18 protein-coding genes are annotated in these 25,403 nt (G+C 66.7%); 9 read left to right on the plus strand and 9 right to left on the minus strand.

What is annotated here, in order from left to right:
* Nucleotides 1–10 precede the first annotated feature (10 nt).
* Together MKAN_RS06905 and stf0 are read left to right on the plus strand one after the other, a co-directional pair.
* The gene (locus MKAN_RS06905; protein ID WP_023366576.1) at nucleotides 11–1,603 is read left to right on the plus strand and encodes a PucR family transcriptional regulator; all 1,593 of its coding nucleotides are present in this window, start codon (nucleotides 11–13) and stop codon (nucleotides 1,601–1,603) included.
* Nucleotides 1,604–1,654: 51 nt separating this feature from the next.
* Nucleotides 1,655–2,458, plus strand: a complete 804-nt coding sequence (stf0, locus tag MKAN_RS06910; protein ID WP_023366578.1) for a trehalose 2-sulfotransferase — start codon at nucleotides 1,655–1,657, stop codon at nucleotides 2,456–2,458.
* A 130-nt stretch (nucleotides 2,459–2,588) separates the two neighbouring features.
* Here the strand turns inward: stf0 and MKAN_RS06915 are convergent, their stop codons facing one another.
* Together MKAN_RS06915 and MKAN_RS06920 are read right to left on the minus strand one after the other, a co-directional pair.
* Nucleotides 2,589–3,311, minus strand: coding sequence for a lytic polysaccharide monooxygenase (locus MKAN_RS06915; protein ID WP_023366580.1), 723 nt, complete (start codon nucleotides 3,309–3,311; stop codon nucleotides 2,589–2,591).
* Nucleotides 3,312–3,641: 330 nt separating this feature from the next.
* Nucleotides 3,642–5,066, minus strand: a complete 1,425-nt coding sequence (locus MKAN_RS06920) for an MFS transporter (RefSeq protein WP_023366582.1) — start codon at nucleotides 5,064–5,066, stop codon at nucleotides 3,642–3,644.
* 1,188 nt (nucleotides 5,067–6,254) lie between these two features.
* Here MKAN_RS06920 and MKAN_RS06925 point away from each other — a divergent pair.
* Both MKAN_RS06925 and MKAN_RS06930 read left to right on the plus strand, forming a co-directional pair.
* Nucleotides 6,255–7,439 carry a PPE family protein gene (locus MKAN_RS06925; protein WP_036392772.1) on the plus strand — a complete coding sequence of 395 codons (1,185 nt, stop codon included), beginning with the start codon at nucleotides 6,255–6,257 and terminating at the stop codon, nucleotides 7,437–7,439.
* 48 nt (nucleotides 7,440–7,487) lie between these two features.
* On the plus strand, nucleotides 7,488–8,648 hold the full coding sequence (locus MKAN_RS06930) for a PPE family protein (protein ID WP_023366586.1): 1,161 nt from the start codon (nucleotides 7,488–7,490) through the stop codon (nucleotides 8,646–8,648).
* A 29-nt stretch (nucleotides 8,649–8,677) separates the two neighbouring features.
* Here the strand turns inward: MKAN_RS06930 and MKAN_RS06935 are convergent, their stop codons facing one another.
* Nucleotides 8,678–11,053: an APC family permease gene (locus tag MKAN_RS06935; RefSeq protein ID WP_036392771.1), complete on the minus strand. Its 2,376-nt coding sequence runs from the start codon at nucleotides 11,051–11,053 to the stop codon at nucleotides 8,678–8,680.
* Nucleotides 11,054–11,166: 113 nt separating this feature from the next.
* On the opposite strand from MKAN_RS06935, the gene MKAN_RS06940 reads away from it, so the two are divergent.
* On the plus strand, nucleotides 11,167–13,983 hold the full coding sequence (locus tag MKAN_RS06940; RefSeq protein ID WP_023366590.1) for a DEAD/DEAH box helicase family protein: 2,817 nt from the start codon (nucleotides 11,167–11,169) through the stop codon (nucleotides 13,981–13,983).
* Nucleotides 13,984–13,989: 6 nt separating this feature from the next.
* Here MKAN_RS06940 and dapC read toward each other — a convergent pair whose 3' ends face one another.
* Nucleotides 13,990–15,084, minus strand: coding sequence for a succinyldiaminopimelate transaminase (dapC, locus tag MKAN_RS06945; protein WP_023366592.1), 1,095 nt, complete (start codon nucleotides 15,082–15,084; stop codon nucleotides 13,990–13,992).
* A gap of 32 nt (nucleotides 15,085–15,116) precedes the next feature.
* The gene (fdxA, locus tag MKAN_RS06950; protein WP_023366594.1) at nucleotides 15,117–15,443 is read right to left on the minus strand and encodes a ferredoxin; all 327 of its coding nucleotides are present in this window, start codon (nucleotides 15,441–15,443) and stop codon (nucleotides 15,117–15,119) included.
* Nucleotides 15,444–15,729: 286 nt separating this feature from the next.
* On the opposite strand from fdxA, the gene MKAN_RS06955 reads away from it, so the two are divergent.
* The gene (locus MKAN_RS06955; protein WP_023366596.1) at nucleotides 15,730–17,754 is read left to right on the plus strand and encodes an NADPH-dependent 2,4-dienoyl-CoA reductase; all 2,025 of its coding nucleotides are present in this window, start codon (nucleotides 15,730–15,732) and stop codon (nucleotides 17,752–17,754) included.
* Between the two features lie 218 nt (nucleotides 17,755–17,972).
* Entirely contained in the window at nucleotides 17,973–18,305 is a 333-nt protein-coding gene (locus tag MKAN_RS06960; RefSeq protein WP_023366598.1) for a hemophore-related protein, read from the plus strand.
* Nucleotides 18,306–18,362: 57 nt separating this feature from the next.
* On the opposite strand, the gene MKAN_RS06965 is transcribed toward MKAN_RS06960, so the two are convergent.
* Nucleotides 18,363–20,957 (minus strand): bifunctional FO biosynthesis protein CofGH, encoded by a 2,595-nt coding sequence (locus MKAN_RS06965; protein ID WP_036392465.1) that lies wholly within the window; start codon nucleotides 20,955–20,957, stop codon nucleotides 18,363–18,365.
* A 182-nt stretch (nucleotides 20,958–21,139) separates the two neighbouring features.
* On the opposite strand from MKAN_RS06965, the gene MKAN_RS06970 reads away from it, so the two are divergent.
* Complete coding sequence (locus tag MKAN_RS06970) at nucleotides 21,140–22,009, plus strand: PE family protein (protein ID WP_023366602.1); 870 nt, start codon at nucleotides 21,140–21,142, stop codon at nucleotides 22,007–22,009.
* A gap of 13 nt (nucleotides 22,010–22,022) precedes the next feature.
* On the opposite strand, the gene MKAN_RS06975 is transcribed toward MKAN_RS06970, so the two are convergent.
* Nucleotides 22,023–22,487, minus strand: a complete 465-nt coding sequence (locus MKAN_RS06975) for a hypothetical protein (protein ID WP_023366604.1) — start codon at nucleotides 22,485–22,487, stop codon at nucleotides 22,023–22,025.
* A 92-nt stretch (nucleotides 22,488–22,579) separates the two neighbouring features.
* The gene (gene mshB, locus MKAN_RS06980; RefSeq protein WP_023366606.1) at nucleotides 22,580–23,476 is read right to left on the minus strand and encodes an N-acetyl-1-D-myo-inositol-2-amino-2-deoxy-alpha-D-glucopyranoside deacetylase; all 897 of its coding nucleotides are present in this window, start codon (nucleotides 23,474–23,476) and stop codon (nucleotides 22,580–22,582) included.
* A 109-nt stretch (nucleotides 23,477–23,585) separates the two neighbouring features.
* Between mshB and MKAN_RS06985 the strand changes: the two genes are divergently transcribed.
* Nucleotides 23,586–24,197 carry a TetR/AcrR family transcriptional regulator gene (locus tag MKAN_RS06985; RefSeq protein WP_036392461.1) on the plus strand — a complete coding sequence of 204 codons (612 nt, stop codon included), beginning with the start codon at nucleotides 23,586–23,588 and terminating at the stop codon, nucleotides 24,195–24,197.
* A 1-nt stretch (nucleotide 24,198) separates the two neighbouring features.
* Here MKAN_RS06985 and MKAN_RS32500 read toward each other — a convergent pair whose 3' ends face one another.
* Nucleotides 24,199–25,332 (minus strand): PE family protein, encoded by a 1,134-nt coding sequence (locus tag MKAN_RS32500; RefSeq protein WP_036392768.1) that lies wholly within the window; start codon nucleotides 25,330–25,332, stop codon nucleotides 24,199–24,201.
* Nucleotides 25,333–25,403 lie beyond the last annotated feature (71 nt).

The following is a 25,403-nucleotide window of genomic DNA, read 5'->3' on the forward strand; positions in this document are numbered from 1 at the left end:
ATCGGACAATATGCGGGCGGCTGGTGTCGGATTGGGCCAGTTACTCCTTGCCCTGGATGCGACGCTGGTCAGCCTGGTCGAAGCCCCGCGGGGGCTGGATCTCACGGTGGCCTCGGCGGCGCTGGTCGATTCCGACGATGTAAGGCTGGGCCTGGCCGAAGCGGCGGGCTCGGCCGACGCCTTCTTTCTGCTCGGCGTCACCGACGACGAGGCGCTGCGCTGGATCGACGGCCAAGCCGGCGCGCCGGTGGCGATCTTCGTCAAGGACCCGTCCGACGCGGTGGTGGCCAATGCGGTCCGAGCAGGGTCGGCGGTGGTTGCCGTGGAACCGCGTGCTCGCTGGGAACGCCTCTACCGGCTGGTCAATCACGTGTTGGAGCATCACGGGGACCGTGGCGATCCCATGGACGACTCGGGCACCGACCTGTTCGGCCTGGCTCAGTCCCTGGCCGACCGAATCCACGGCATGGTCAGCATCGAAGACGCGCAGTCGCATGTGCTGGCCTACTCGGCGTCCAATGAAGACGCCGACGAGCTGCGCCGGCTGTCCATTCTGGGCCGCGCCGGTCCACCCGAGCATCTGGAATGGCTGGCTCAATGGGGCATCTTCGATGCCCTTCGCGCCAGCAGCGAGGTGGTCCGGGTGGCCGAGCGCCCGGAACTGGCCCTGCGTCCGCGGCTGGCGATCGGGATTCACCAACCAGCAATCAACCCGCGGCGCTCACCGGTGTTCGCCGGCGTGATCTGGGTTCAGCAGGGCACGCAGCCGCTGGCCGACGATGCCGAAGAGATTTTGCAGGGCGCTGCGGTGCTGGCCGCTCGGATCATGTCGCGGCTGGCTGCCCGGCCCTCCACGCACGCGCGGCGGGTACAGCAACTGCTCGGCCTGGCCGATGGTGAACCGCTCGAAGTCGCCGCCGTCGCGCGCGAACTCGGGCTGCCCGGCGACGGGAACGCCGCGCTGATCGGCTTCGACACCATTGCGGCCGAAAACCAACCAGCCCGGCTCACCGACGTCTTGGCGTTGAGCGCCAGCGCTTTTCGTCGTGACGCCCAGGTGGGGACCAACGGATCACGGATCTATGTGGTGTTGCCGCACACCGCGACGGCCCGCGCGGTCACCTCATGGGTGCATGGCACAGTCAGCTCGCTGCGCACCGAGCTGGGCGTACACCTGCGGGCCGCGATCGCCGCGCCGGTCGCGGGTCTGCGGGGGATCGCCGCGGCACGCAGCGAGGTGGACGGCGTGCTCGACAGCGCTGTGCGCCACCCCATCTCGATTGGGCAGGTGACCTTGGTGGCCGAAGCACGCACCGCAGTCCTGCTCGACGAAATCGTCACGCTGGTCGGCACCCACGCGCGGTTGGTCGACCCGCGGATATCCGACCTGCGCACCCGCGATCCGGCGCTGGCCGAAACGTTACGGGTCTACTTGGACAGCTTCGGCGATATCGGCGCCGCCGCGCAGTCACTGCAGGTGCATCCCAACACGGTGCGCTATCGAGTGCGGCGGATCGAGAAGCTGCTGTCGACGTCGTTGGCTGATCCCGATGTGCGGCTGCTCTTTTCGCTGGGGTTGCGCGTGACCGAAAGGTCTGGTTGACGGAGGCGCAATCACGCGCGCAGTCAGTTTTCGTCCGGATACTCTTTTTTCGTGGCAGACCACCCGTCGTCATACCTGGTGTTGGCATCTCAGCGTAGTGGCAGCACGCTGTTGGTCGAATCGTTGCGCGCCACCGGCGTAGCCGGCGAACCCCAGGAGTTCTTCCAATATCTGCCGACGACGAGCCAGCCGCCGCAACCGCGGGAGTGGTTTGCCGGAGTTGACGACGAGTCGATCCTGCGCCTGCTCGATCCGCTGGACGACGGTAAGCCGGACCTAGCGCCGGCCGAGATCTGGCGCGACTACATCCGCACGGTCGGCAGAACGCCTAACGGTGTCTGGGGCGGCAAGCTGATGTGGAATCAGACCCCGCTGCTGGTGAATCGCGCGAGCGAGCTTCCCGATCGCTCGGGCGAGGGCCTCAAGGCGGCCATCCGCGACGTCGTCGGTGAGAACCCGTTCCTTGTCTATGTCTACCGTCCCGACGTCGTGTCGCAGGCGGTGTCGTTTTGGCGCGCGGTGCAGACGCGGGTCTGGCGGGGTCGCCCCGATCCGGTCCGCGACGCTCGTGCCGTCTATCACGCCGGGGCGATCGCTCACGTCGTCACCATGCTGCGCGCCCAGGAAGCGGGCTGGCGCAGCTGGTTCGTCGAGGAGAACATCACACCGATGGAGATCGCCTATCCGGTGTTGTGGCGCAACCTGACCGAACTGGTCGGCACCATCCTCGAGGCGTTGGGGCTCGACCCGCGGCTGGCGCCCGCGCCGGCGCTGGAGCGGCAGGCCGATCAGCGTTCCGACGAGTGGGTGGACCGCTATCGAGCAGATGCCGAAAGGGACGGGCTGCCTAGGTGATGGCGGCCCGGCACATCGCCCGACTGCGCCGCCGCATGCCACACACGAGACGACGGCCCAGCACGGTTACCGGCATGGCGTGTCCGATGCCGACCCCACATGAGCGGGACAACCCGATCGACGACAACGGTCACGTCTCCTTCCAGAGCGCCGGCGTTGCAGCCGGGGTCCAGGTTGGGTCGTAGGCGGTGTGCGCCTGCAGGCATCGGTAGGTCTTGCCGTTGTAGGTGACGGTGTCACCCACCGCATAGGTCGCGCCGGCAGCCCACGCGTTGGCCGCCGGCGGAACCGTCGTCGTGGTGCCGGCGGGCGGGGTCGTTGTGCTGGTGGGCGGTTGGCCGGCGCCGACTTGCAGGTCGACGCAGGAATAAAACGCGTTGGGAGTGTCGCCGATAATCCATATGGCCAGCAGCTTCTGGCGGCCGCTGAACCCACTCAGGTTGACCGTGTGCGTGACCGTCGCACCAGGTGGCGCGTTATTACCCTCGAAGCCGGCGACTTTGGTGGCGCCGACGTAATACTCCCAGCCGGTGGTCCGGTGTAGTGCGGTGTTGGTCCAGGTGAACGAGACGGTATTGCCGACCGGCGTCGACCGCCACGGCTTGCTGTCGTCATTGAGTTCGGCGAACTGCCCGAGGCCGCCGTTGCAGCTGGTAAGCCCCTTGGGGCCCTCCACACTCTGCGGCTCATACTTGATCGCGCCGCATTGAACTGCGCCCTGTGCACACTGGGCTTGACGGCTGGGCGGAGACGAGACAAAGCCATGCGCATGGGCGTTAGCCATCGGAAGAAAGAACTGAAGACAAGGGATCAAAGTTGCCGTGCCGATAATGGACAATACGCGGTTCGTCATTTGCGTTTACTCCCTGCGTGTTTCGACTACATCGCGTTGATGCCGACGCTATTCGGTTGTGGTGATCGAACCTATACACACGAGACAGATACGTCAACGATGTTGTATTTACGGCGTTTCGGAATCTGATCCTGTTGCGATGCCGCATTTTAGGAAAATCTGGCAATGTACACCGTTGCGAAATCATGCTGTTTGGACTGCATTAAATCGAATTATCCTGGGCCGGAAATCAATTCACCGACATTGACGCGTGCTGTTGGATTCGGCCGCGGCTTCGACGCCGGCGGCCGGACGTCTCCCAGCGAGAGCACGTTGATGCTCCCTCTCGTGTCAGGCAGCAGCCCCTCCGACTGGCTCCCCCGCAGTTTGTTGTCGCAACGTCGGTGCCGGCCCACTCCCGCCGTGCGGACGTACGTAGCGCCACCAGGTCAACGTCGTGGCGCCGATATAGCACAGCAGAAAGACCCAGAATGCCGGGGTTTCGGTGCCGGCGCTCACATACGACTGCCGCAGCACCAGGTTGACCCCCATGGCGCCCAACCCGCCGAGTGTCCCGGCAAACCCGATCAAGGCTCCCGACATGACCCGCTCCCAGTGGCGGCGTTCGGCGGCGGTGACGTTCAGCGCGCGACTGCGATTCTGAAAAATCGACGGGATCAGCTTGAACACCGAGCCCTTGCCTATGCCGCAACAGATGAACAGCGTGATGAAGCCGAAGATGTAGCCGATCATCGTATGGACGGTGGGCCCTCCGCGAATCCCCTGAGTGAGGTCGTCGTGGGTGCTGACCGCGACCAGGAACCCACCGGCTCCCGCCATGGCGGCCAACGCACTGAGGGTCACGTAACCACCGCCAAAGCGGTCGCCCAACCTGCCGCCGACTATCCGCGCCACCGATCCCAGCAGCGGGCCGATGAAGGCGATCTCGGCCGCGTGCAGCGACGCCTGTGCGTGGGTTTGCCCCGCGGCCACGAAATTGTGCACCAGCACCTGGCCGAAAGCGAACGCGAAGCCAAGGAACGAGCCGGAGCAGCACAGGTAGAGAAACGAGATTGCCCACGAGTCGGGAACCCGCAGAACCGATCGCACATGGCCCACGTCGATCACGTGGCTGAGGTTGTCCAGGAACACTGCCGCGCCGACAGCCGCTACGGCCAGCAGCACCAGGTAAACCGCGCACACCACGTAGGGCGCCTGGTGGCCGGCGGTCGCCAGCACCACGAGCCCGACTGCCTGAATGGCCGCCGACCCCAGGTTGGTGAAACCCCCGGTGAAGCCCAGCGCAAAGCCCTTGAGCCGCTGCGGGTAGAAGGCTTCGATGTGCGCCAGCGACGCGGCGTAGTTGCCGCCGCCCAATCCGGTCAGCGCGGCGCACACCAGATATGGCCACAACGGCAGGCCGGGATTAGCCAGCAACACCATCGCGCCGACGGTGGGGATCAGCAACACCAGCGACGACAAAACGGCCCAGGTGCGGCCGCCGAACCTGGTGGTGGCCATCGCATAGGGAATTCGCAAGATCGCCCCGACGAACGTCGCGGTGGCCGCCAGCAGCAGTTTGTCGCCGGTCGAGAAACCGTAGACGCTCTCCGGCATGAACAGCACCATCACCGACCAGAGGTACCAGATGGAGAAGGCGATGTGGCCGGTCACGTTCGACCAGATCAGATTGCGGCGGGCGATCACGTTGTTGCCGTCGCGCCAGGCGGCGGCGTCCTCCGCATCCCAATCCGCGATGCGGTGTGGTCGCGCCATACGGTACTTACCTTTCACAGACGATGTCGACGTACCACCGAGCGGCAATACATGGTGGCTTAGTGTGCATTCACTCAGCAAGATCAGGCAACAGGTGGGTCGGTGCGTTTAGTTGCTTGCCCACCGAAACCGTCCGACGTTGCTCGGCCCATCGGTTCGGACGCCCGGCATACGGATGGTCAGTATGACGACGCGCCACCGGCCGGCCGCGGGTTGCCTAACTTTCCCAACGAGGGCTCTGACGAAAAGTGCACGGACACTGCTCTTCCTCCGCGTCACAAATGACTACCCGATCGGACAGCCACGCAATGCGGTTCTAAGGGGCTTTTGACGACGACCGGTGACACCTGGGCATTGACGAACACGGGCACCGCTGCACGCCGTCACACCGACCACCCGACAGTGAAGCCCAATCGCGGTCACCCGACAACTAGACATCGCTGACGCACAGGAGATTTTCAGCTCACTTGGCCAGTGCCGCCAGCCGAGCTGAGGCTTCAGATCACTCGGGCCCGGCTCGGCTTCGGGCCACGGCCGGCGCCGCAGCAGCGGCGATGATGGAGAGCCGCACCGCTTTCCGCTGATGTACCCCTAGCCCGGATTGCGGCATTGTCCTGGTTGGTCGAAATAGCTTGCCGTGTAACCATATCCGGGCTGGCGTAATGCCTGAAACCCAGTCGAATAGTCAATTCGGTACCGCCGTGGCGGAGTCACCCGGAGAGATGTCCGGCCGCCAGAAATGCTGCGATTCGAAATACTTCCACCCCCCAATGTAATTAATGTCATGCGCGTCGGGCTTTCCGGGCAGCTCCTCGACGCCGGGCCGCTTGACCGCATCGTTACACCCGAAGGTTAGCTGTAAATCTGCTGTGCATCGTAAGTTTTGGTATCCATATGCAACAATTGCATGCAACTATCTAATGGTCAGAGTGAGACTTGCGCAGTCAAGATGAGTACGCGACGGATGGTCAACGTGCGCCGGCAGCCCTGCTCACCCTTGACTGCGCGTCACCGTTGACAGCCACAATCGTTGCAACACAACAGCTGTAGGGACATCCGTTGTGTTTGGCAACATCCCGGTCAGCCGCCGATTGCCTGACCTCGCCGCGCATGCTCAGCGAGTCCCGCGGCTCGGCTTGTCGCAACCTGAGCGGAACTGAGGGCGGAACTGAGGAAGGTGAAAAGCTGATACTCGACTACGGGGCCCTGGCGCCCGAGATCAACTCGGGCAGAATGTATTCGGGTCCTGGCTCGACGTCAATGCTGACGGCCGCCGCAGCCTGGGAGGCACTCGCCGCCGGCTTGGAGTCCACAGCACGCGCGTACTGCGTCGTGATCTCGCAGCTGCAAGGCGAAAGTTGGTCGGGCAGTGCGTCGGCGGCAATGGGCAGCGCCGTCGCACCATACCTGGCATGGGCGACGGCGACGGGAGCGCAGGCCGAGCAGGCTGCCAGCGGAGCTCGTGCGGCAGCGGCCGCCTATGAGGCTGCGTTCGCCGCGACGGTGCCACCGGCCCTGGTGATCGCCAACCGCGACCAGTTGGCGACGCTGATGGTAACCAATGTTTTTGGCCAGAACACCACGGCCATCGCCGCCACCGAATCCGAGTACGAGCAGATGTGGGCTCAGGATGCTGCCGCGATGTACGGTTACGCCGCCGCGTCGTCGGCAGCGACCAGACTGACCCCTTTCCGGGAACCACCCCAGACCGCGAACGTCACCGGGCAAACAGCCCAATCCATTGCGGTGGCCCAAGCCGGCGCCGCATCGGCCGCCGGCAATGCTCGGACCGGCTTGACGCAATTGATGTCAACGGTGTCACAAGAGCTGCAAGCCCTGGCAGCGGGCGGTCATCCGGCCCATTCCTGGTGGCTGGGGCCATCGACGGTGCTTGCGGCCTTCAGCGCCTTCAACACACTGGCCGGCCCGGCGAGTTTGGCCTCGAATTTCAGCCGTACCAGTACGTCGGCCGGAAGTTTCCTGACGGGGGCCTACCGATCCGGGATCCAGGCCGGCGGCGGCGCCGCGAAGGCGATCGCCAAGGGTGCGGAATCGGTTGGCCCGGCAACCCTGCGCGGCCAGGTGACAGTGAGTGTAGGTAACGCGGCACCGGTCGGCAGACTCTCTGTTCCGCAAGGCTGGGCGACGGCAAATCCACCTGTCCTGGCGGCGGCCGACGAGCCGATGTGGTTGTCCGACAACGAACTCGACGGCGGCCCGTCATGGTCGTCGGAGACCCCGGAGATGCTCACCGGGCCGCCGACCGCGGGCATGGGGCCGATAGCGGGCTTCTCGACGCGTCCCACCGTCGGCAGCGTATTGCGCGTGGAGCCCCGCCGGTTCAAGATGCCACGCCCGTCCCTCGGCGGCTAGTAGGTCCGCGACCTGAAACCGGCCCGTCCATGCACAGAAAGGCTGCCGATGCTTGATTTCGGGATACTGCCTCCCGAGATCAATTCGGCCAGAATGTATTCCGGGCCAGGCGCGGGACCGCTGCTGGCGGCCGCGTCGGCGTGGGCGGCGCTGGCCGCGCAACTGGAACTGTTCGCGGCCGGTTACTCCACAGTGCTGTCGGAGCTGCTGGACACCAGCTGGTCGGGCGCCGCGGCCATCGCTATGGCCGGCGCCATCACCCCATATGTGGCGTGGGCGCTGACGACAGCGGCGCAGGCTGAACAAATCGCCAATCAGGCTCGGGCAGCGGCGGCCGCGTACGAGGCGGCTTACGCCGCAACGGTGCCGCCGGAAGTGGTCGCAGCCAATCGCATCGTGCTTGCGACGCTGGTGGCAACCAACTTCTTCGGTCAGAACACCCTACTGATCGCCGCCACCGAGGCCGCCTACGTGGAGATGTGGGCTCAGGACGCGGCAGCGATGTATTGCTATGCCGCTTCGTCGTTGGTTGCCACGCAACCGGTGCCGCTCAGCCCTCCGCCGCAGAGCGCAACTGGCGACGGACCAGCCGACGAGACGGCTGCGGCGGCGTATCTGGTTGCCACCTCGACCGCCGAACACGGCAAACTGTGCCAAATCGTGGCGCAGCTGCTGCAAATCCTTGCAACAGCAGGGCATTCGGGTTCTTGGTGGATATTCTGGCCGACCCTGTTGCTTACGCTCGTCAGCGACTTCAATGCCCTCACCGGCCCGGCGAACCTTGCTGCCGCCCTCAGCCGCACCATCACCTCGGCGGGCCGATTCGGTACCGGGCTTTACCGCTCCGACGCCCAGGCCGAGGCCAAGGCCCTTCCCATCACCCGGGCGACCACGGTGCGGGCGGGACAGTCAGGAAACGGTGCGGTGCTTGCCCGGGCGCGGTGCGTTGCGACGGTGGGACGCCTGTCCGTCCCGCAGAGCTGGACGGCGGCCATCTCACAGCCCAGCGTCGGCGATACACTGCCGGAGCCCCGCGGGACCGGTCTTCGCGCTGTTCCGGCGGGCGGCGCAGACTCACCGAACGGCATCTCCAACCGGCTGCTCGGCATGGGGCCGATGACCGGCAACGTCGCCCGACACACCGGCACCCCGGTGTTGCGGAAGGGGCGTCGCCGTTTCACGATGCCGCGTCCGCTATCCGGCGGGTAGCCGGTGCACTGCGAGCCGCCGGCGAGCCGTTATCGTCTGCCGACCTGTTGCGCTGCTCCGGCGTCTCCGGCATCCGGGTTCTTCGGTGGCTCCTCGAGCACGTGGTAGCCGGGGTCGAGCATCCACATGGGCCGGTTGCCGCTCTGGCGGGCCTTGCCGGTGATCCGCAACAGCTGGCCCGGTTGGATGTCGGCGCCGCCGCGCCCATCACGAAACGCGATTCGGATGTCCCCGCTCTCGTCGCCCACCAGGATCCATCGCTGCGTTCGCCCGCGTTTGCTGATGTCCTCGACCTGACTGACCCGCCCTTCGATGGTCGCGCGCTGCCCGGGAATCAGCCCTGCCACGGTGATCACCGACGACGGCCGCTCGGGGTGCTCGTAGGCATAGACGGCCGACCCGTCGCCCCGGGAAACCCACGCTTCGAACCTGTCCAGAACCCGTGCCACCCGTTGCTCGAAGCCGTCCGGGTAGGCCTCCTTGATGCGGGACTGGACGTCGTAGGGCACGATCGTGGCCGCGGCGTCCGGAATCAAGCTGACAGCCTGGGCGATCTTGTCCGCGGTGCGGTCGTGCAGCAGCCGCCCCAGCACCGGCGCGAAGGTTCGGCGTGGCAACAACACCGTCACGTTGGTATCTGGATGTTCATCGCGCGCTTGGGCAACCAGCAGCTGAGCCGCCCGGTTGATGCGCCGATCCGGACAGTCCACCACCCGCAACGGGGTGTCGAGGTCGAAGTGGTCCCAGCGTTTGCGCAACTGCGCGGCCTGGGCCGCATCGACCATGAAATGCACCGCGATCAATTCGTCGGCGCGAAGCCCTTTCCCGTACCGCAACGCCTCGAGCACCGAGAGATCGACCGAGCTCACAAAGACATACACCCGGTGCCGGGCATACCTCACCACCTCGGGACGGTCGGTCCGGAACATCTCGAGAATGGCTGCCTCGGACCGATATTCGCGGTTGAGCCGCATCAGGAAATACACCAGTATCGGAAACACGACGACGACCAGCCAGGCGCCCTCGGTGAACTTCGCCACCGCGAAAATGCCCACCACGACCGTCGACAAGATTCCCGCCGACAGGTTGATGGCCAACCGGTAACGCCATCCGGGTTCGCGTTGGGTCAGATGGTGTTTGGTCATCCCGTAGCCGGCCATCGAGAACCCGGTGAACACTCCGATCGCGTAGAACGGGACCAGCGCGTTGACCGACCCGCCGGTGATCACTAGCAGCGTCACCGATAGCGCCGTCAAGGTGATGATGCCGTTCGAAAAGACCAGGCGGTAACCACGTTTGGTCAGCTGCCGGGGCAGGAACCGGTCTTCGGCGACGAAACTGGCCAGCGCCGGAAACCCGTTGAAGCTGGTGTTGGCACCGGTGAAAAGGATTGCCGCGGTTGAGGCCTGGACCAGAATGAAGAAGACGTGTCCGATCGCCCCGGTGCCGAACACCGCTCGCCCGATTTGGGAAAGCACCGACGGATATTCAGTGCGGTAGGGCGTGGCGTGGGTAGCATAGGCAAGGTAAGCCACACCGGCCAGCAGGAAGCCGAGAATACAGGCCATCGTAGTGAGAACCCGACGAGCATTGCGGCCCTGAGGTTTCCGGAATACATCGACGGTATTGGAGATTGCCTCCACGCCCGTCAGCGACGAACCGCCGTTGGCGAATGCGCGCAGCACAACCAGGATGGTTGCACCCATCACCAATCCGTTCCCCTGGTGGACGGGTACCGTCCCCGGTAGTTGCGCAGGATCGTATATCGGTAATTCCCAGCATATTCGACGGACGACGCCGGTGATGATGGTCAAGGCGATCATGATGACAAAGAAATACGTCGCCGCCGCGAACGGTAGTCCGGCTTCGCGCATGCCCCGCAGGTTCGCATAGCAGATGACAATCACCACACCGACCGTGATTTCCAGGCTGTAGGGGCCCAGCGCCGGGATGGCTGACACCACCGCAACGGTCCCGGCCGCCGACTGCACGGCGACGGTAACCACGTAATCGATGAGCAGTGCCGCAGCTGCGATCTGCGCGACGCGCGGTCCGAAATTCTCCCGCGCCACGATGTAGGAACCGCCGGCCCGGGTGTAGGCGATCACAACCTGCCGATACGAAGCCGTGACCAGCACCAGGATCAGCAGGATGACGCCCGTGAGGGGCAACAGCAACGCGAAGGCCGCCAGTCCGGCATTCGGCAGCAGCTCGATCAGGATCTGCTCCGGACCATAGGCCGTGGACGAGATGGCGTCCGGCGAGAGTGCGCCCAGCGCAACGGGATTCGACAGTTTCTCGGATCCCAGGTTTTCGGTGATGAGCGGTTTGCCCAGAAACACCCGCTTGACGATGTCGCCCAGCGACAGTGGGATAGCCGGCTTGGCAGCCGGATTACCAGCCAAAGCGGTCACGACCACTCCTTACCCCAGGCGCAGCGCACCCTGAGCGCTGACGAAACATTCGATGCATTCTGCCAAGCCGGTGTCTGTTTGCGGGTTGGTTAGGGTGGGCACTCGTGGAGCCTGGTCGTGACCTGCACTCCCGCGCCTTCGCCGGCGAATGGCGACGGTATCAGCAGCAGGCATTGGACGCGTTCGACGCCGATGTCGCCAGGGGCGACAACCGGTCGTATCTGGTGCTGCCCCCGGGCGCCGGAAAGACGATGATCGGGCTGGAAGCCGCGCGCCGGGTGGGCCGGCGCACCTTGGTGCTGGTTCCCAACACGGCGGTGCAGGCGCAGTGGGCTGCAGCGTGGGACACCAGGTTTTCGCCACCCGACCCGTCGGCGCCGGGCTGCGGAACCGATCGGGCCTTGACGGCGGCGATGAACGTGCTGACGTATCAGTCGCTGGCGGTCATCGACGGCGAAACGGATGCCACGGTGCGGCGGGCGATCCTGCGCACCCGGGACCGCCAAGCCCTGTTGGGCCTGCTGCACCCCAACGGCAGGGCATTGATCGAGCGGGCCGCATCGTTGGGACCGTGGACGCTGGTGCTCGACGAGTGTCATCACCTGCTGGCGACGTGGGGGGCGCTGGTCGGGGCGTTGCTGTCGGTGCTGGGGCCACGGACGGCGCTGATCGGGCTGACCGCGACCCCGGCGACCGCGCTCACCGAATGGCAGCGCGCCCTGCATGACGAGCTGTTCGGCACGGCCGATTTCGTCGTCCCGACACCCGCCCTGGTCAAAGAGGGCGACCTGGCCCCCTATCAAGAGCTGGTCTACCTGACCGGACCAACCCCGGAAGAACAGGCCTGGATGGCGACCGAACGCGCTCGCTTCGCCGATCTCATGCTGGCGCTCGTCGACCAACAAGTGGGCAGCTTGTCGCTGGCCGCCTGGCTGCGGACCCGGATCGTGGACCGGTCGACACGCGACGGCAACCAGATCGCGTGGTCGACGTTCGAGCGCGCCGAACCCGCCCTTGCCGCGAGCGGGTTGCGCTTTGCCTTCGACGGCCTCATCCCGCTGCCCGACGGCGCCCGCCTGCGCGAGCAGCACCGGGTTACGCCCGACGCCCACGATTGGGTCACCGTATTGACCGACTTCGCCGTCGGCCACCTGCAAGACAGCGGCGATCCGCGTGATGCGCAGGCGCTGACCGCGATCAAACGGGTGTTGCCCGGCCTCGGTTACCGGCTCACCAGTCGCGGGGTGCGAGTCGCGACCTCACCGGTGGACCGGGTGTGCGCGCTGTCGGAGTCCAAGGTGGCGGCGACGACACACATCCTCGATGCCGAGGACACCGCGCTGGGGGCGCGGTTGCGGGCCCTGGTGCTGTGCGACTTCGAATCGATGACCGGCACGCTCCCCACGTCGCTGAAGGGAGCGCCCGTCAACGACCTGTCCGGGTCGGCGCAGCTGGTCACCGCGATGCTTGCCGCGTCCGACACTCGGCGCGGTACCCCGCTGCGCCCCCTGCTGGTGACGGGTCAAACCTTCGCCTGTCCTGCCGCGATCGAAGACGACCTGATCGCCTTCTGTGCCGCCCGGGGCGCGCTCGTGCGCACCGAGGCGCTGCAGGCCCATCCCGGGTTGCGGATCGTGCGCGGCATCGGCAACTTCGGCCCCCGCACCTGGGTCACGCTGGCCACGGAATACTTCATGACCGGACGCGCCCGCGTGCTGGTCGGCACCCGCGCCCTGCTGGGCGAGGGATGGGACTGCGCCGCGGTCAACGTCACCGTCGACCTGACCAGTGCGACAACCCCGGGAGCGATCACCCAGATGCGCGGCCGGGCACTCCGCAGAGATCCCGCCGACGCCGACAAGGTGGCCGACAACTGGTCGGTGTGCTGCATCAGTCCCGACCATCCGCGCGGTGACGCCGACTACCTGCGGCTGGTGCGCAAACACGACGCGTACTTCGCGGCGAGTCCGCAAGGGCTGATCGAGTCGGGGGTGACCCATTGCGATCCCCGCCTGTCGCCTTACGGCCCGCCACCGGACGATGCCGGCGTCACCGCCCGAGCGCTGCAGCGCGTCGCCGAACGCGGCCGGGCCCGGGCGTGGTGGCGGATCGGTGAGCCCTATCAGGGAACCGATGTGGCAACCATCCGCATCCGATCCCAGCGCTCCCCGGGTATCGCCGCACCCGGCATCCCGGCGTCGGCGTTGGTCCCGTCGTTGCCGGGTCGGCGCAGTCCGCTGCGGGCGGCCAGGGCCGCCGCCGCCGGCGTGTCCCTGGCCGGCGCGGCCGGCGGCGCCGCGTTCGCCGGCACCAGCCTTGGCCCGCTGGCCGGTGCCACCACGGCCGGAGCCGTCATCGCGACCAGCGCTGGCGTGCTCGTCGTTGCTGCCGGAGCCGAAAGCCGTCGCCTGGCCCACGCGCCCAACGCACTCGAGCAGCTGGCCGCCGCCGTCGCGGACGCGCTGCGGGCCGCCGGCGGCGCCGACCGCGGATCCGACGCGCTGCGAATCACCGTGGATCCCGACGGCTGGATCCGCTGCGAACTCGGCGGGGTGCCCACCGAGCAGTCGCAGCGGTTCACCGCCGCCCTCGACGAGCTACTCGCCCCGCTGACCGAACCGCGCTACCTCATCGGGCGCAAGATCCTCACCCCGCCCACCGGACGGGTCGCCCGGGGCCTGTTCGCGGCCCGCGCCGTGATCGGCGTGCCGCTGCCCGGCGCCGTCGCCTGGCACGGGGTGCCGCAGTGGTTCGCCCGCCGCAAGGACCGACTGGAATGTCTGCTGCAGTCATGGCGCCAGCACATCGGTCCGCCACGGCACCTGCGAGCCGACTCCCCCGAGGGCCAGGCCATCCTCGAGCTGTTCCGCGGCGACAACCCCCTCGCACTCACCACCCAGCTGCGCACCACCTGGCGGTGAGCCCGCTCAACTGAGCCGCCGTATCGCGGCGGCGATGCGGTCGTCGGTAGCGGTCAACGCGACCCGCACGTGCTGCCCACCGCGCGGTCCGTAGAAATCACCGGGGGCCACCAGGATGCCGCGCTCGGCCAGCCACGCGACCGTGTCGTGGCACGGCTCGCCGCGGGTGGCCCAGAGGTACAGGCCGGCCTCGGAGTGGTCGACGGCGAAACCCGCCGAGCGCAGGGCCGGCAGCAGTGCGGCACGCCGGTTCGCGTACCGCTGCCGCTGCTGCTTTTCGTGATCGTCGTCGTCCAGGGCGGCCACCATGGCGGCCTGCACGGGTGTGGGCACCATCATTCCGGCGTGCTTGCGCACGGCCAGCAATTCGGCGACCAATGTCGCATCGCCGGCGACCAAACCGGCCCGGTAGCCGGCCAGTGACGACGTCTTCGACAACGAATGCACCGCAAGCAAACCGCTATGGTCGCCGTCGCACACCTCGGGATGCAGCACCGACAGCGGTCCCGGATAGTCGACATCCCACGCCAAACCCAGGTAGCACTCGTCGGAAGCCACCAGCACGCCTCTGTCGCGGGCCCACCCGACGACCTTGCGCAAATGATCGAGTCCGAGAACCCGTCCGGTGGGGTTGCTCGGGGAGTTCAGATACAGCAGCGCCGGGGTTTGCGGTCCGAGCTGGGTCAGTGAGTCGGCTCGCAGCACCTGCGCCCGGGCCAGCCGGGCACCGACGTCGTAGGTCGGGTACGCCAGCTCGGGCACCACCACCACGTCGCGCGGACCCAGACCCAGCAGCGTCGGCAACCAGGCGATGAGCTCTTTGCTGCCGATCACCGGCAAGACCGCCGACTCGGCCAGGCCGGTGATGCCGTAGCGGCGGGCCAGCGCCGAAACCGCGGCCGCACGCAGCCGCGCGGTCCCCGCGGTGGCGGGGTATCCCGGCGCGGAACCGGCGGCCGCCAGCGCTTCCCGGATGAGCGGCGCGACCGGGTCCACCGGGGTACCGACAGACAGGTCGACCATGCCGTCCGGGTGGGCGGCGGCCCGCGCCTTCGCGTCGGCCAGCGTGTCCCACGGAAAATCCGGCAGGGACGCCGACACCCGGCGGCCAGGGTGCGGAGCTGCGAACCTGGTCAGTCTTCTTCGCCCTGCGGCGGCAGATCCTTGACCACCTGCGGGTCGTGCTCGGTCATCCCGACCTTGGCCGCGCCGCCCGGCGAACCGAGCTCGTCGAAGAAGTCGGCGTTGATCTGCGTGTACTGGGTCCACTGGTCGGGCACGTCGTCTTCGTAGTAGATCGCTTCGACCGGGCAGACCGGTTCACAGGCGCCACAGTCGACACATTCGTCGGGGTGGATGTAGAGCATCCGGGCACCCTCGTAAATGCAGTCGACCGGGCACTCCTCGATGCATGCCTTGTCCTTGATGTCGACGCAAGGCTCGGCGATCACGTATGTCACGGACGTCTCCTCAACGTGTACTTCAGCTACTGCTGGCTACTGCTCGGCTTGCTCAGTTGTGGGGCTGCTGCTTGCCTTCGGCGGATTCCGGGCCGCTGATCGGCGAAGCGTTCGGTTACTGATACTAGACGTTGCACATACACGTCAACCAACTGGCACGCCGGTCAGCATGCGCCACGCTGCACAGCGCCGAGGTGACATTTATGCTGCCCCGGTGGGCTGGCCCACACGATCGTCGCCGCCGACAACCGGCTCGACGAGTACCTCGACGACCGCAGGAGAACCCGTGACGAGCCAGTACCCGAATTTGTTGTCGCCGTTAGACCTCGGTTTCACCTCGCTGCGCAACCGGGTGGTCATGGGTTCGATGCACACCGGCCTGGAAGACCGGGCGGGTAGTATCGACCGGCTCGCCGAGTACTTCGCCGAACGCGCCCGCGGCGGCGTCGGACTGATCGTCACCGGCGGCTACGCCCCCAACCGCACGGGCTGGCTGCTGCCGTTCGCCTCGGAGCTGGTCTCGACGGCGCAAGCCCGCAGGCACCGCCGGATCACCAGCGCCGTCCATGATGCGGGCGCCAAGATCCTGTTGCAGATCCTGCACGCCGGACGCTATGCCTACCACCCGTTTTCGGTCAGCGCGTCGTCGATCAAGGCTCCCATCAACCCGTTTCGGCCCCGGGCGCTGTCGACGCGCGGTGTCAAGTCCACCATCGCGGATTTCGTGCGGTGCGCGTGGCTGGCCCGCGAAGCCGGCTACGACGGTGTCGAAATCATGGGCAGCGAAGGGTATCTGCTCAACCAGTTCCTGGCACCGCGCACCAACAAGCGCACCGATTCCTGGGGCGGCTCAGCGGCCAACCGCCGGCGGTTCCCGGTGGAGATTGTGCGACGCACCCGCGCCGCGGTGGGTGCCGACTTCATCATCTGTTACCGGATGTCGATGGCCGACTACGTCGAGCATGGCCAAAGCTGGGACGAAATCCTTGCGCTGGCAACCGAAGTGGAAGCTGCCGGCGCGACCCTGATCAACTCCGGATTCGGCTGGCACGAGGCTCGGGTGCCAACCATCGTCACCTCCGTGCCCAACAGCGCGTTCGTCGACATCAGCAGCGCCATCGCCGAACACGTCGGCATCCCGGTTGCGGCGTCCAACCGGATCAACATGCCGCAGGCCGCCGAACACATTCTGGCCGAGACCCCGGTGCGGTTGATTTCGATGGCCCGCCCGCTGTTGAGCGACCCGGAATGGGTGGCCAAGGCGGAGTCGGGCCGAGCCGCGGAAATCAACACCTGCATCGCCTGCAACCAGGCCTGCCTGGACCACGCATTCGCCAAGAAAGCGGTGTCGTGCCTGCTGAATCCGCGGGCGGGGCACGAGACCACGTTGGTGTTGTCGCCGACGCGGCGCGCCCGCTCGGTGGCCGTGGTCGGCGCCGGTCCCGCCGGTTTGGCGGCAGCGGTCAACGCCGCCGCGCGGGGCCACCGCGTCACGCTGTTCGAGATCAACGACTTCATCGGCGGACAGTTCGACCTGGCCCGCCGTATCCCGGGCAAAGAGGAGTTCGGCGAAACGATCCGCTACTTCTCGACGATGCTCGACAAGCACGGCGTCACGGTCCGGCTGGGCACCCGGGTAACCGCCGACAAGCTGACGGGCTACGACGTTGTCGTCCTGGCAACCGGTGTAGTGCCGCGCATTCCGGCCATTCCCGGGATCGACCACCCGCGGGTACTGACCTATGCCGAGGCGATCACCGGCGCCAAGCCGGTCGGGAAGGCCGTGGCCGTGATCGGCGCCGGAGGCATCGGGTTCGACGTCACCGAACTCCTGGTCACCCAGCATTCGCCAGCCCTGAACCTCAAGCTATGGAAAGAGGAGTGGGGCGCCGCGAACCCGACGGAAGCCCGGGGAGCGCTGACCACGCCGCGCCCGGCCCCGCCGGCGCGCGAGGTTTACCTGCTGCAGCGCACCAAAGGTCCGCAGGGCACGCGGCTCGGCAAGACCAGCGGATGGGTACACCGGGCATCGGTTCGGGCCAAAAGTGTCCACCAGCTTTCCGGGGTGAACTACGAGCGGATCGGCGACGACGGCCTGCAGATCAGCTTCGGCGCGCACCGGCAGCGGCCCCGGGTGCTGGCAGTGGACACCGTGGTGGTCTGCGCCGGCCAGGAGCCGGTCCGGGATCTGGAGGCCGCGCTACGACGCGGCGGTGTCGACCCGCACATCATCGGCGGTGCGGCGGTCACCGCGGAGCTGGACGCCAAGCGCGCCATCAAGCAGGGCACCGAGCTTGCCGCCCGACTGTGACCGGCAGGGATCGGATGGGGTTCGATTTCACTGAGCGTGAAATCACCGTCATTATGGCGCTGACCTGCGGATAGTCACGCGAGGAAGGATCTTCTCGATAAGACGTTTGATATGAGTTGGCCCACGGAGGCTGCTAACCTTGACCGAAGACGGCAACCCGCTGGGCAGACGCCGTCGACGTCTTGTTGGCGGTGCAATAACTGGGAAGGTGTCCGAACATGAGGCTGTCGTTGAAGGGACTGACTGTCGCCGCCGGCGCGTTGGCATTGTCGCTGACCGCTGGCGCCGGAGTCGCGTCCGCAGATCCGCTGGACGCGGTCATCAACACCACTTGTAACTACGGTCAGGTGATGGCGGCGCTGAACGCCACCGACCCGGGAGCCGCTGCGCAGTTCAACGCCTCGCCGATCGCGCAGGGCTGGCTGCATTCGTTCCTGGCCTCACCGCCGCCGCGGCGTGCGCAGATGGCCGCGCAGGTGCAGGCAATGCCGGGGGCTGCGCAATACGTCGGGCTGGTCGAGTCGGTCGCGGCGTCCTGCAACAACTACTGATTCTGAGCTTGCGGGCGTAGCGCCACGCAAGACTCCCATTCGGGGATCTTGCGTGCGTTACGCCCGCGCTCTTATGCGCTCTTGTGCGGCCGGCGACGCGTAGGTCGTGGTGCGCTGGCGCGCTGGCCGGCCTATCCCCGCGGCGATGGCCACCATCTCGGCGACGGTCTTGGCCGAACCGTGTTCGGAGCCGGCCATCCGCGAGATCGTCTCCTCCATCAGCGTGCCGCCCAGGTCGTTGGCGCCGCCGTTGAGCATTGTCTGCGTGCCTTGGTCCCCGAGCTTCACCCAACTGGTCTGAATGTGGGCGATGCGGCCGTGCAGCATGATCCGCGCCAGTGCGTGCACCGCCCGGTTGTCGCGCTGCGTGGGCCCGGGTCGCGCCGCCCCCGCCAGATACAACGGTGAATTCTGGTGGACAAAGGGCAGCGGCACGAACTCGGTGAAGCCGCCGGTGCGGTCTTGGATATCACGCAGCACGTTGAGGTGGGCGATCCAGTGCCGGGGGGTGTCGACGTGCCCGTACATCATGGTCGACGACGACCGTAGCCCCACTTCGTGCGCGGTGGTCACGATCTCGACCCACAGCGACGTCGGCAACTTGCCCTTGGTCAGCACCCAGCGCACCTCGTCGTCGAGAATCTCGGCCGCGGTGCCGGGAATGGTGCCCAGCCCGGCCTCACGCAGGCTGATCAGCCACTCGCGAATGCTCAGCCCGCTCTTGGTCACGCCGTTGGCGATCTCCATCGGAGAAAACGCGTGCACATGCATTTCCGGCACCCGGGCCTTGACTGCGCGCACCAGATCGGCGTAGCCGGTGACCGGCAGCTCCGGATCGATGCCGCCCTGCATGCACACCTCGGTGGCACCGGCGACGTGAGCCTCCCAGGCGCGGTCGGCGACTTCGTCGACCGACAGCGAATACGCGTCGGCATCACCCTTTCGCTGGGCGAAGGCACAGAACCGGCAGCCGGTGTAGCAGATATTGGTGAAGTTGATGTTGCGGTTGACCACAAACGTCACATCATCGCCGACGGCATCGCGGCGCAACGAATCCGCTACCGCGGCAACAGCTTCCAGTGCTGGACCGTCGGCGGTGGCCAAGGCGAGGTATTCCTCGTCGCTGCAGCGGGCGGGGTCCCGTTCCGCCGAGCGCAGTGCGGCAAGGACATCGGTGTCGATGCGTTCGGGAGCACGAGCCGCCAGATCGTGCACCTGCGAACGGATGGATTCCCAGTCGCCGAAGGCGCTGTCGAGGTCACTGCGAGCTTCGGTGCTACGGCCCTCGGTGTCGATCGCCGCGTTGAGATCCACCCGGCCGGCAGAAGCCATGTCGTCGGGCTCCTGCCACGGCATGCCCACCGGCTTGACGTCACGCGCGAAGCCGGTCGCCGGATCGGCAAGGGCCGCAACATGTCTGCGCACCCGCGGGTCGATCCAGGCCGCGCCCGCCTGCACATACCTGGGTTGTGCGGTCAGCCGCTGCACCAAATCGTAGCCGGCCTCCGAGGTGACGGCGGCCAAGTCTTCCAACGCGGGCCAGGGCCGTTCCGGGTTGACGTGGTCGGGCGTCAGCGGGGATACGCCGCCCCAGTCGTCGACACCGGCGGCGATCAGCGCCAGGCAGTCGTCCCGGGACACCAGGTTCGGTGGCGCCTGAATGCGCATGCCGGGGCCGAGAACCAGCCGCGCGACCGCCACCGTCGCCAGGTAGTCGTCGACCCCGGTGTCGGGAACCGCAGCCATGGCGGTGTGCTTCTTGGCCCGGAAGTTCTGCACGATCACTTCCTGAACATGGCCGAACTCCTTGTGCGCCTTGCGAATCGCATGCAAGGTATCGGCGCGTTCGGTCAGCGTCTCGCCGATGCCGACCAGCAGGCCGGTGGTGAACGGGATGGAGAGCCGGCCGGCGTCGGTCAGCGCGCGCAGCCGCACCGCAGGGTCTTTGTCCGGGCTGCCGTAATGGGCCAGGCCCTTCGTTTCGAACAACCTCCGCGATGTCGTTTCCAGCATCATGCCCATCGACGGCGCGACCGGCTTGAGCCGCGACATCTCCGACCAGCTCATCACCCCGGGGTTGAGGTGCGGAAGCAGGCCGGTTTCTTCTAGCACCCGTATCGCCATCGCGCGCACGTAGGACAGCGTGGAGTCGTAGCCGCGTTCGTCGAGCCACTCCCGCGCCTCCGGCCAGCGATCCTCCGGACGGTCCCCGAGTGTGAATAATGCTTCCTTGCAACCCAATTCGGCTCCGCGCCGAGCCACGTCGAGGATCTCGCCGGGGTCCAGGTACATCCCGGCGCCGTGGGCGCGCAGCTTGCCCGGAACGGTGACGAACGTGCAGTAGTGGCAGGTGTCGCGGCAAAGATGGGTGACGGGGATGAAGACCTTGCGCGAGTAGGTGATCGGCAGCCGGCCCCCCGTGCCGCGCCGCCCGGCCGACTCCAGACCCGCGTCGCGTACCCGTGCCGCGCTGGCACACAGGTCGGCCAGTTCCGCGCCGCGCGCCGCCATCGCGACGGCCGCCTCGTCGAGATTCAGCGAGACCCCGTCACGAGCCCGCCGCAGCACCCGCCGCAGCGCCGACGCATCTGGTCTGGGCGGCACCACGGGGTGAGGCAGAGCTGTGGACTCCTGGCGCGAAGTCAGTGGCACGTTGGTACAACTTCCGTCCGCGCGTCAACGGTCCGAAACTCGGCGGGTGCCATATTCGCAACAGTAGCGGCAGGACCGGGCCCGCCACTGACCGGCCTGGCTGCGTCTTGGCCGATCCACCACGATGAGCACCCGATCGAGATACGCTAGCCAGACCACGGTGGAACGGGGGTGCAGACGCGATGTCGTATCTGGCCGCGGCGCCGGAGGCGCTGGCAGCGGCGGCTTCGAATGTCGCCGGCATCGGATCGGAAATCAGCGCGGCCAACGCGGCGGCGGCGGTTCCGACGACCGGAGTCACCGCATCGGCCGCCGATGCCGTCTCGGCGCAGGTCGCCACACTGTTCTCGTCACACGGTCAGGTGTACCAGCGGCTCAGCGCGCAGTTGGCGACGTTTCACGACCAGTTTGTGCAGGCCCTGAGCGCCGGCGCCAACGCCTATGCGTCGGCCGAGGCCAACGCCGCCAAGACCTTGTTGGGGGCGGTGACCGCGCCCGCGAAATTGCTGGGGCAACCGTTGACCGGGCCCACCGGCCTGGTGCCCAACGCGGTGAGCCCGGCACCCAGCGCCCTATCCGGTGCGCTGGGTTCCGGCGCGCTCGGTGGGAACGCGGCCGTCGGCGCGCTGACACTGCCGCCCACCGGCGGGCTCGGCGCTCTGGCGGGCAGCGGCGCGCTGCTGCGGCCCTTGGCCGGCGCCGCCGCGGCTCCGGCAGCGGTCATACCGGTGTCGGTGGCCACTGCCATCCAGAATTTCTATCTTTGGGCCGAGCCGTGGGTGCAATGGGGCTTCAGCGTCGCCTCCTGGGCGGCAGGTTGGGTGCCGTATATCGGCATCTTGGCGCCGCAGATCAACTTCTTCTACTACCTGTTCGAGCCGATGGTGCAGAGCGGCCTGTTCAATACGCTGGACTGGCTGGACGGGACGATCACCTTCAGTCAGGGATTGAGCAACTTCTGGTCGGCCACCACGGCGTCGGTCAACCAGTTCATCAACACCGAGATCAGCTGGATCCGCGGCTTCCTCCCGCCCTGGCCACCGCTGCCGTAACCGGCCGTAACGGTCAGGGGTGGATTCGGAGCCGCCAAAGCACCCATGCCGGCGGCGCGACCCCCGCCCCGATGAGGATCAACGCCCCAAAGGCCATCAGCCCTCGTCCACCCAGGACGACGTCGTCGCCCGGACCCCCCAAGCTCAACACCGCTACCGTCAGCAACCATGTCCACAGCGGTAACGCGGCCACCCGCGGCGAGGTGGTCCATCGCGCGGCCGCCCACACGAGCGCGGCATTGACTAGTCCGCTGATCACAGCGCTGATCGGGAAGGGCACCGAACCGATGTAGGACGGCAGCAGCAGAGCCCCGGCTAGTGCGGATAACACCCCGTCGACGGCCAGCAAGGCCAAGACAACGACACGTATCGCGGGGTCGGTGGAGGCGGCGGTCTCTTCACCCGAGACGGCGCGCGGCTGAGTTTCGGTCAGGTTGGGACGCTGTCGATCTGGGAGAGGATCGAGCCGATGACCCACTGCAGGCTGTCCAGCCGGTCCTGCCAGTGCTGCAGGTTAGGGTCCAGGTCGGGGTCCATGCGAATTCCTTCCGTGGCTGCCTGATTGGCAGCCTACGTGCCGTAACCGGTGAAGCCCAGACCGGCGAGCAGATCTGTTTCCCAGCCACGTTCATCGCGGTCCCCCGCGACGCCCGCGGCGAGCACATAGTGCTCCTGAGCCGCGATCGGCAGCGCCATGTTGTTGGACAGGGCGCAGGCCCGGCCGGTCGGCCCGACGGTCACCTGGGTGGCGTGCGCCGCCAGCGCCGCGGCCTTGGCAGCCTGCGCATGCGAGTCCCCCTCGACGACGGCGTCGATCCGCTCGTCCGGAAAGGCGAAGGGCACTTCGTCCGGCGGCATCACCCACTCGGGCCGCAGGTCCTCGGCGGCCAAGTCCTGCTTGGCCGCGCGGAATGCGCTGAGCCCGAAGACAGTCCAGTAAACCTTCGGCACCGTCCACGGGTCACCCGGGAAGTCTGAGGTGTCTGCTGCGGCCACTGCGGCGGCGGTGACTTTGTGAGTATGCACGTGGTCGGGATGTCCATATCCGCCGCCGGGGTCGTAGCTCACCACCACATGCGGGCGGACCTCACGGATGATCCCGACCAGTGCTCCCACCGCCTCACGTTCGTCGGCATCGACGAATCTGCGTTTGCTGCGCTGCTCGGTGCCGGCCATCCCGGAGTCACGCCAACGGCCCGCGCCGCCCAGGTAGCGGGGTCCGCTCACCCCCAGCAGCTGCAGCGCGGCGGTAAGTTCGGCAATGCGGTAGCCGCCGAGTTGATCGGCGTGGTCGGCGGCGAGTTGGGCCCAGCGGTCGCCGATGACCTCGCCCTCCTCACCGAGCGTGCAGGTGACGACATGGACCACGGCGCCCCGGGCGGTGTAGTGGGCGATCGTTGCGCCATTGCTGAGGCTTTCATCGTCGGGGTGGGCATGCACGAATAGCAGCCGCGGCGTCTCAGGCATCGGCTAGCACCCTATCCGGCGTCGCTGTAGTCGGGAAGCTGACGGCGCATCCGGCGCGGGCGGCATTCGGTCGGCCTCAAGTAGGAACGCGAGCGGCTACTATCACAGCATGGCGCAGCCTACCCACGACAGGTCGAACGTCCGGAGTCGCCGACGCGGCGAAGTGCTCGAACGTGCGCTGTATGCGGCCACATTGGCGGAACTGGCGGCAGTCGGGTACGGCGGCCTGACCATGGAAGGGATTGCGGCACGCGCTCACACCGGCAAGGCCGCGTTGTACCGGAGGTGGGCCAATAAGCACGACCTGGTGCACGCGGCGCTGCAACATGCTGTGCCGCCCCTTGCCGTGCCGCGCAGCAGTGGGTCGGCACGGGAAAGCCTGTTGACGTTGTTCACCGCTCACCGTGATGTGCTGGCCGGCAAAACCGACTTTCCCGGGCTGGAAATCATCGGTCAGTTCATTCACGAACCCGAACTTCGCGCCATCTTCGTCAACGCGGTGGTGTTCCCCCGCCTGAAAGTTATCGAATCGATCCTGCAAGCCGCCGCCCGCGACGGCCAGATTGATCCCGCCACGCTGACTCCGCTGACAGCACGGGTCGGCCCCGCGCTGATCAACCAGCACTTCATGCTGACCGGAACACCGCCGAGCCGCAGGGATCTGGAACTGATCGTCGACACAGTGATCCCGCGGACGGCGCCGGCGACCAACCAGAATTGATTTATGTGCCGGTGAGGAGGCCGACCACGTCGGCGCCGACCATCATGCTCTGATCGAAGGCGCCAACCAGGCCGCCGATCTGGCCGCCGTTGAACGTCTGTGCTCCGCTACCGGTCAGCAGACCGGAGATAAAGTTTGCTGGCACTTGCGCTCCGACGACGGCGTCGAAGGCTTGCTCACCGGTGCCAACCAGTAGGTTGGCTACATTGAAGCTGCGGTTGATCACGCCGTTCAACGCACTGTCGGTGCCGAATACGCCCTTCTCCCAAGCCACCTCGTTGGTGAGCAAGGCATGGTTGAAGCTCGTTTCGTTGGCGACCAGCGAGGTGTTGAAGCCGAGCTGTGCCGTTTCCAGCTGCGCCATGAAATCAGCTACCGGACTTGTCGATAGAGCTTGGGCCGAGGCCGGGAAGACGCCCAGCGCCGCCGGCAGCGGCGTTGGGTTGCCGACGAAGATGCCGGCCAAATCGGTGGGAACCATGAGGCTTTGGTCGAAAGCACCCACCAGGCCGCCGATTTGGCCACTGTTGAAGACCTGGGCCGAACTGCCCAGCAGCAGCCCGGAGGTGAAGTTGGCCGGCACGGTAACACCCACGAGAGCATTGCCCGTTTGCTCAACGGTTCCCAATAGCAGGTTGCCCACGTTGAAGCTGCGGTTGATCACCCCGTTGAGGGCAATGTCGGTGCCGAAGATCATTTTCTCCAGCGCCACCTCGTTGGCGACCAGCGCATGGTTGAGGCTCATCTCGTTGTTAACCAACGAGGTCGTGAAGCCGATCTGCATTTGTTCGAGCTGCTTGAAGGGACTCGTCGGTGCCGCGGCGGCAGACAGCGCCGCCTGCAGCGGTGATGCGTTTGCCGACTCTGCGACGGCATAGGCCGTCGCGCTCGAGTTCAGCGCCTGTACGAACTGGTCGTGAAATGCCGCCACCTTGGCGCTGGCCTCCTGGTAGGCCTGGCCGTGCGCGCCAAATAGTGCCGCAATGGCCGCCGACACCTCGTCGGCAGCCGACGGCACCACCCCCGTTGTCGCCGCCACCGCCGCCGTGTTGGCCGTGCTGAGCGTCGCCCCGATACCCGCCAGATCCGTTGCGGCCGAGGCCAATATCTCCGGTGCTGCTGCCAAATACGACATCTTCACTCCTGCCGGGTCAACAGACGAACGGCCGACTATCACATCGTCCGATCGCGCAACTATGTGTAGTG

This window comes from Mycobacterium kansasii ATCC 12478, assembly GCF_000157895.3.
GTDB classification, from domain to species: Bacteria; Actinomycetota; Actinomycetes; order Mycobacteriales; family Mycobacteriaceae; genus Mycobacterium; species Mycobacterium kansasii.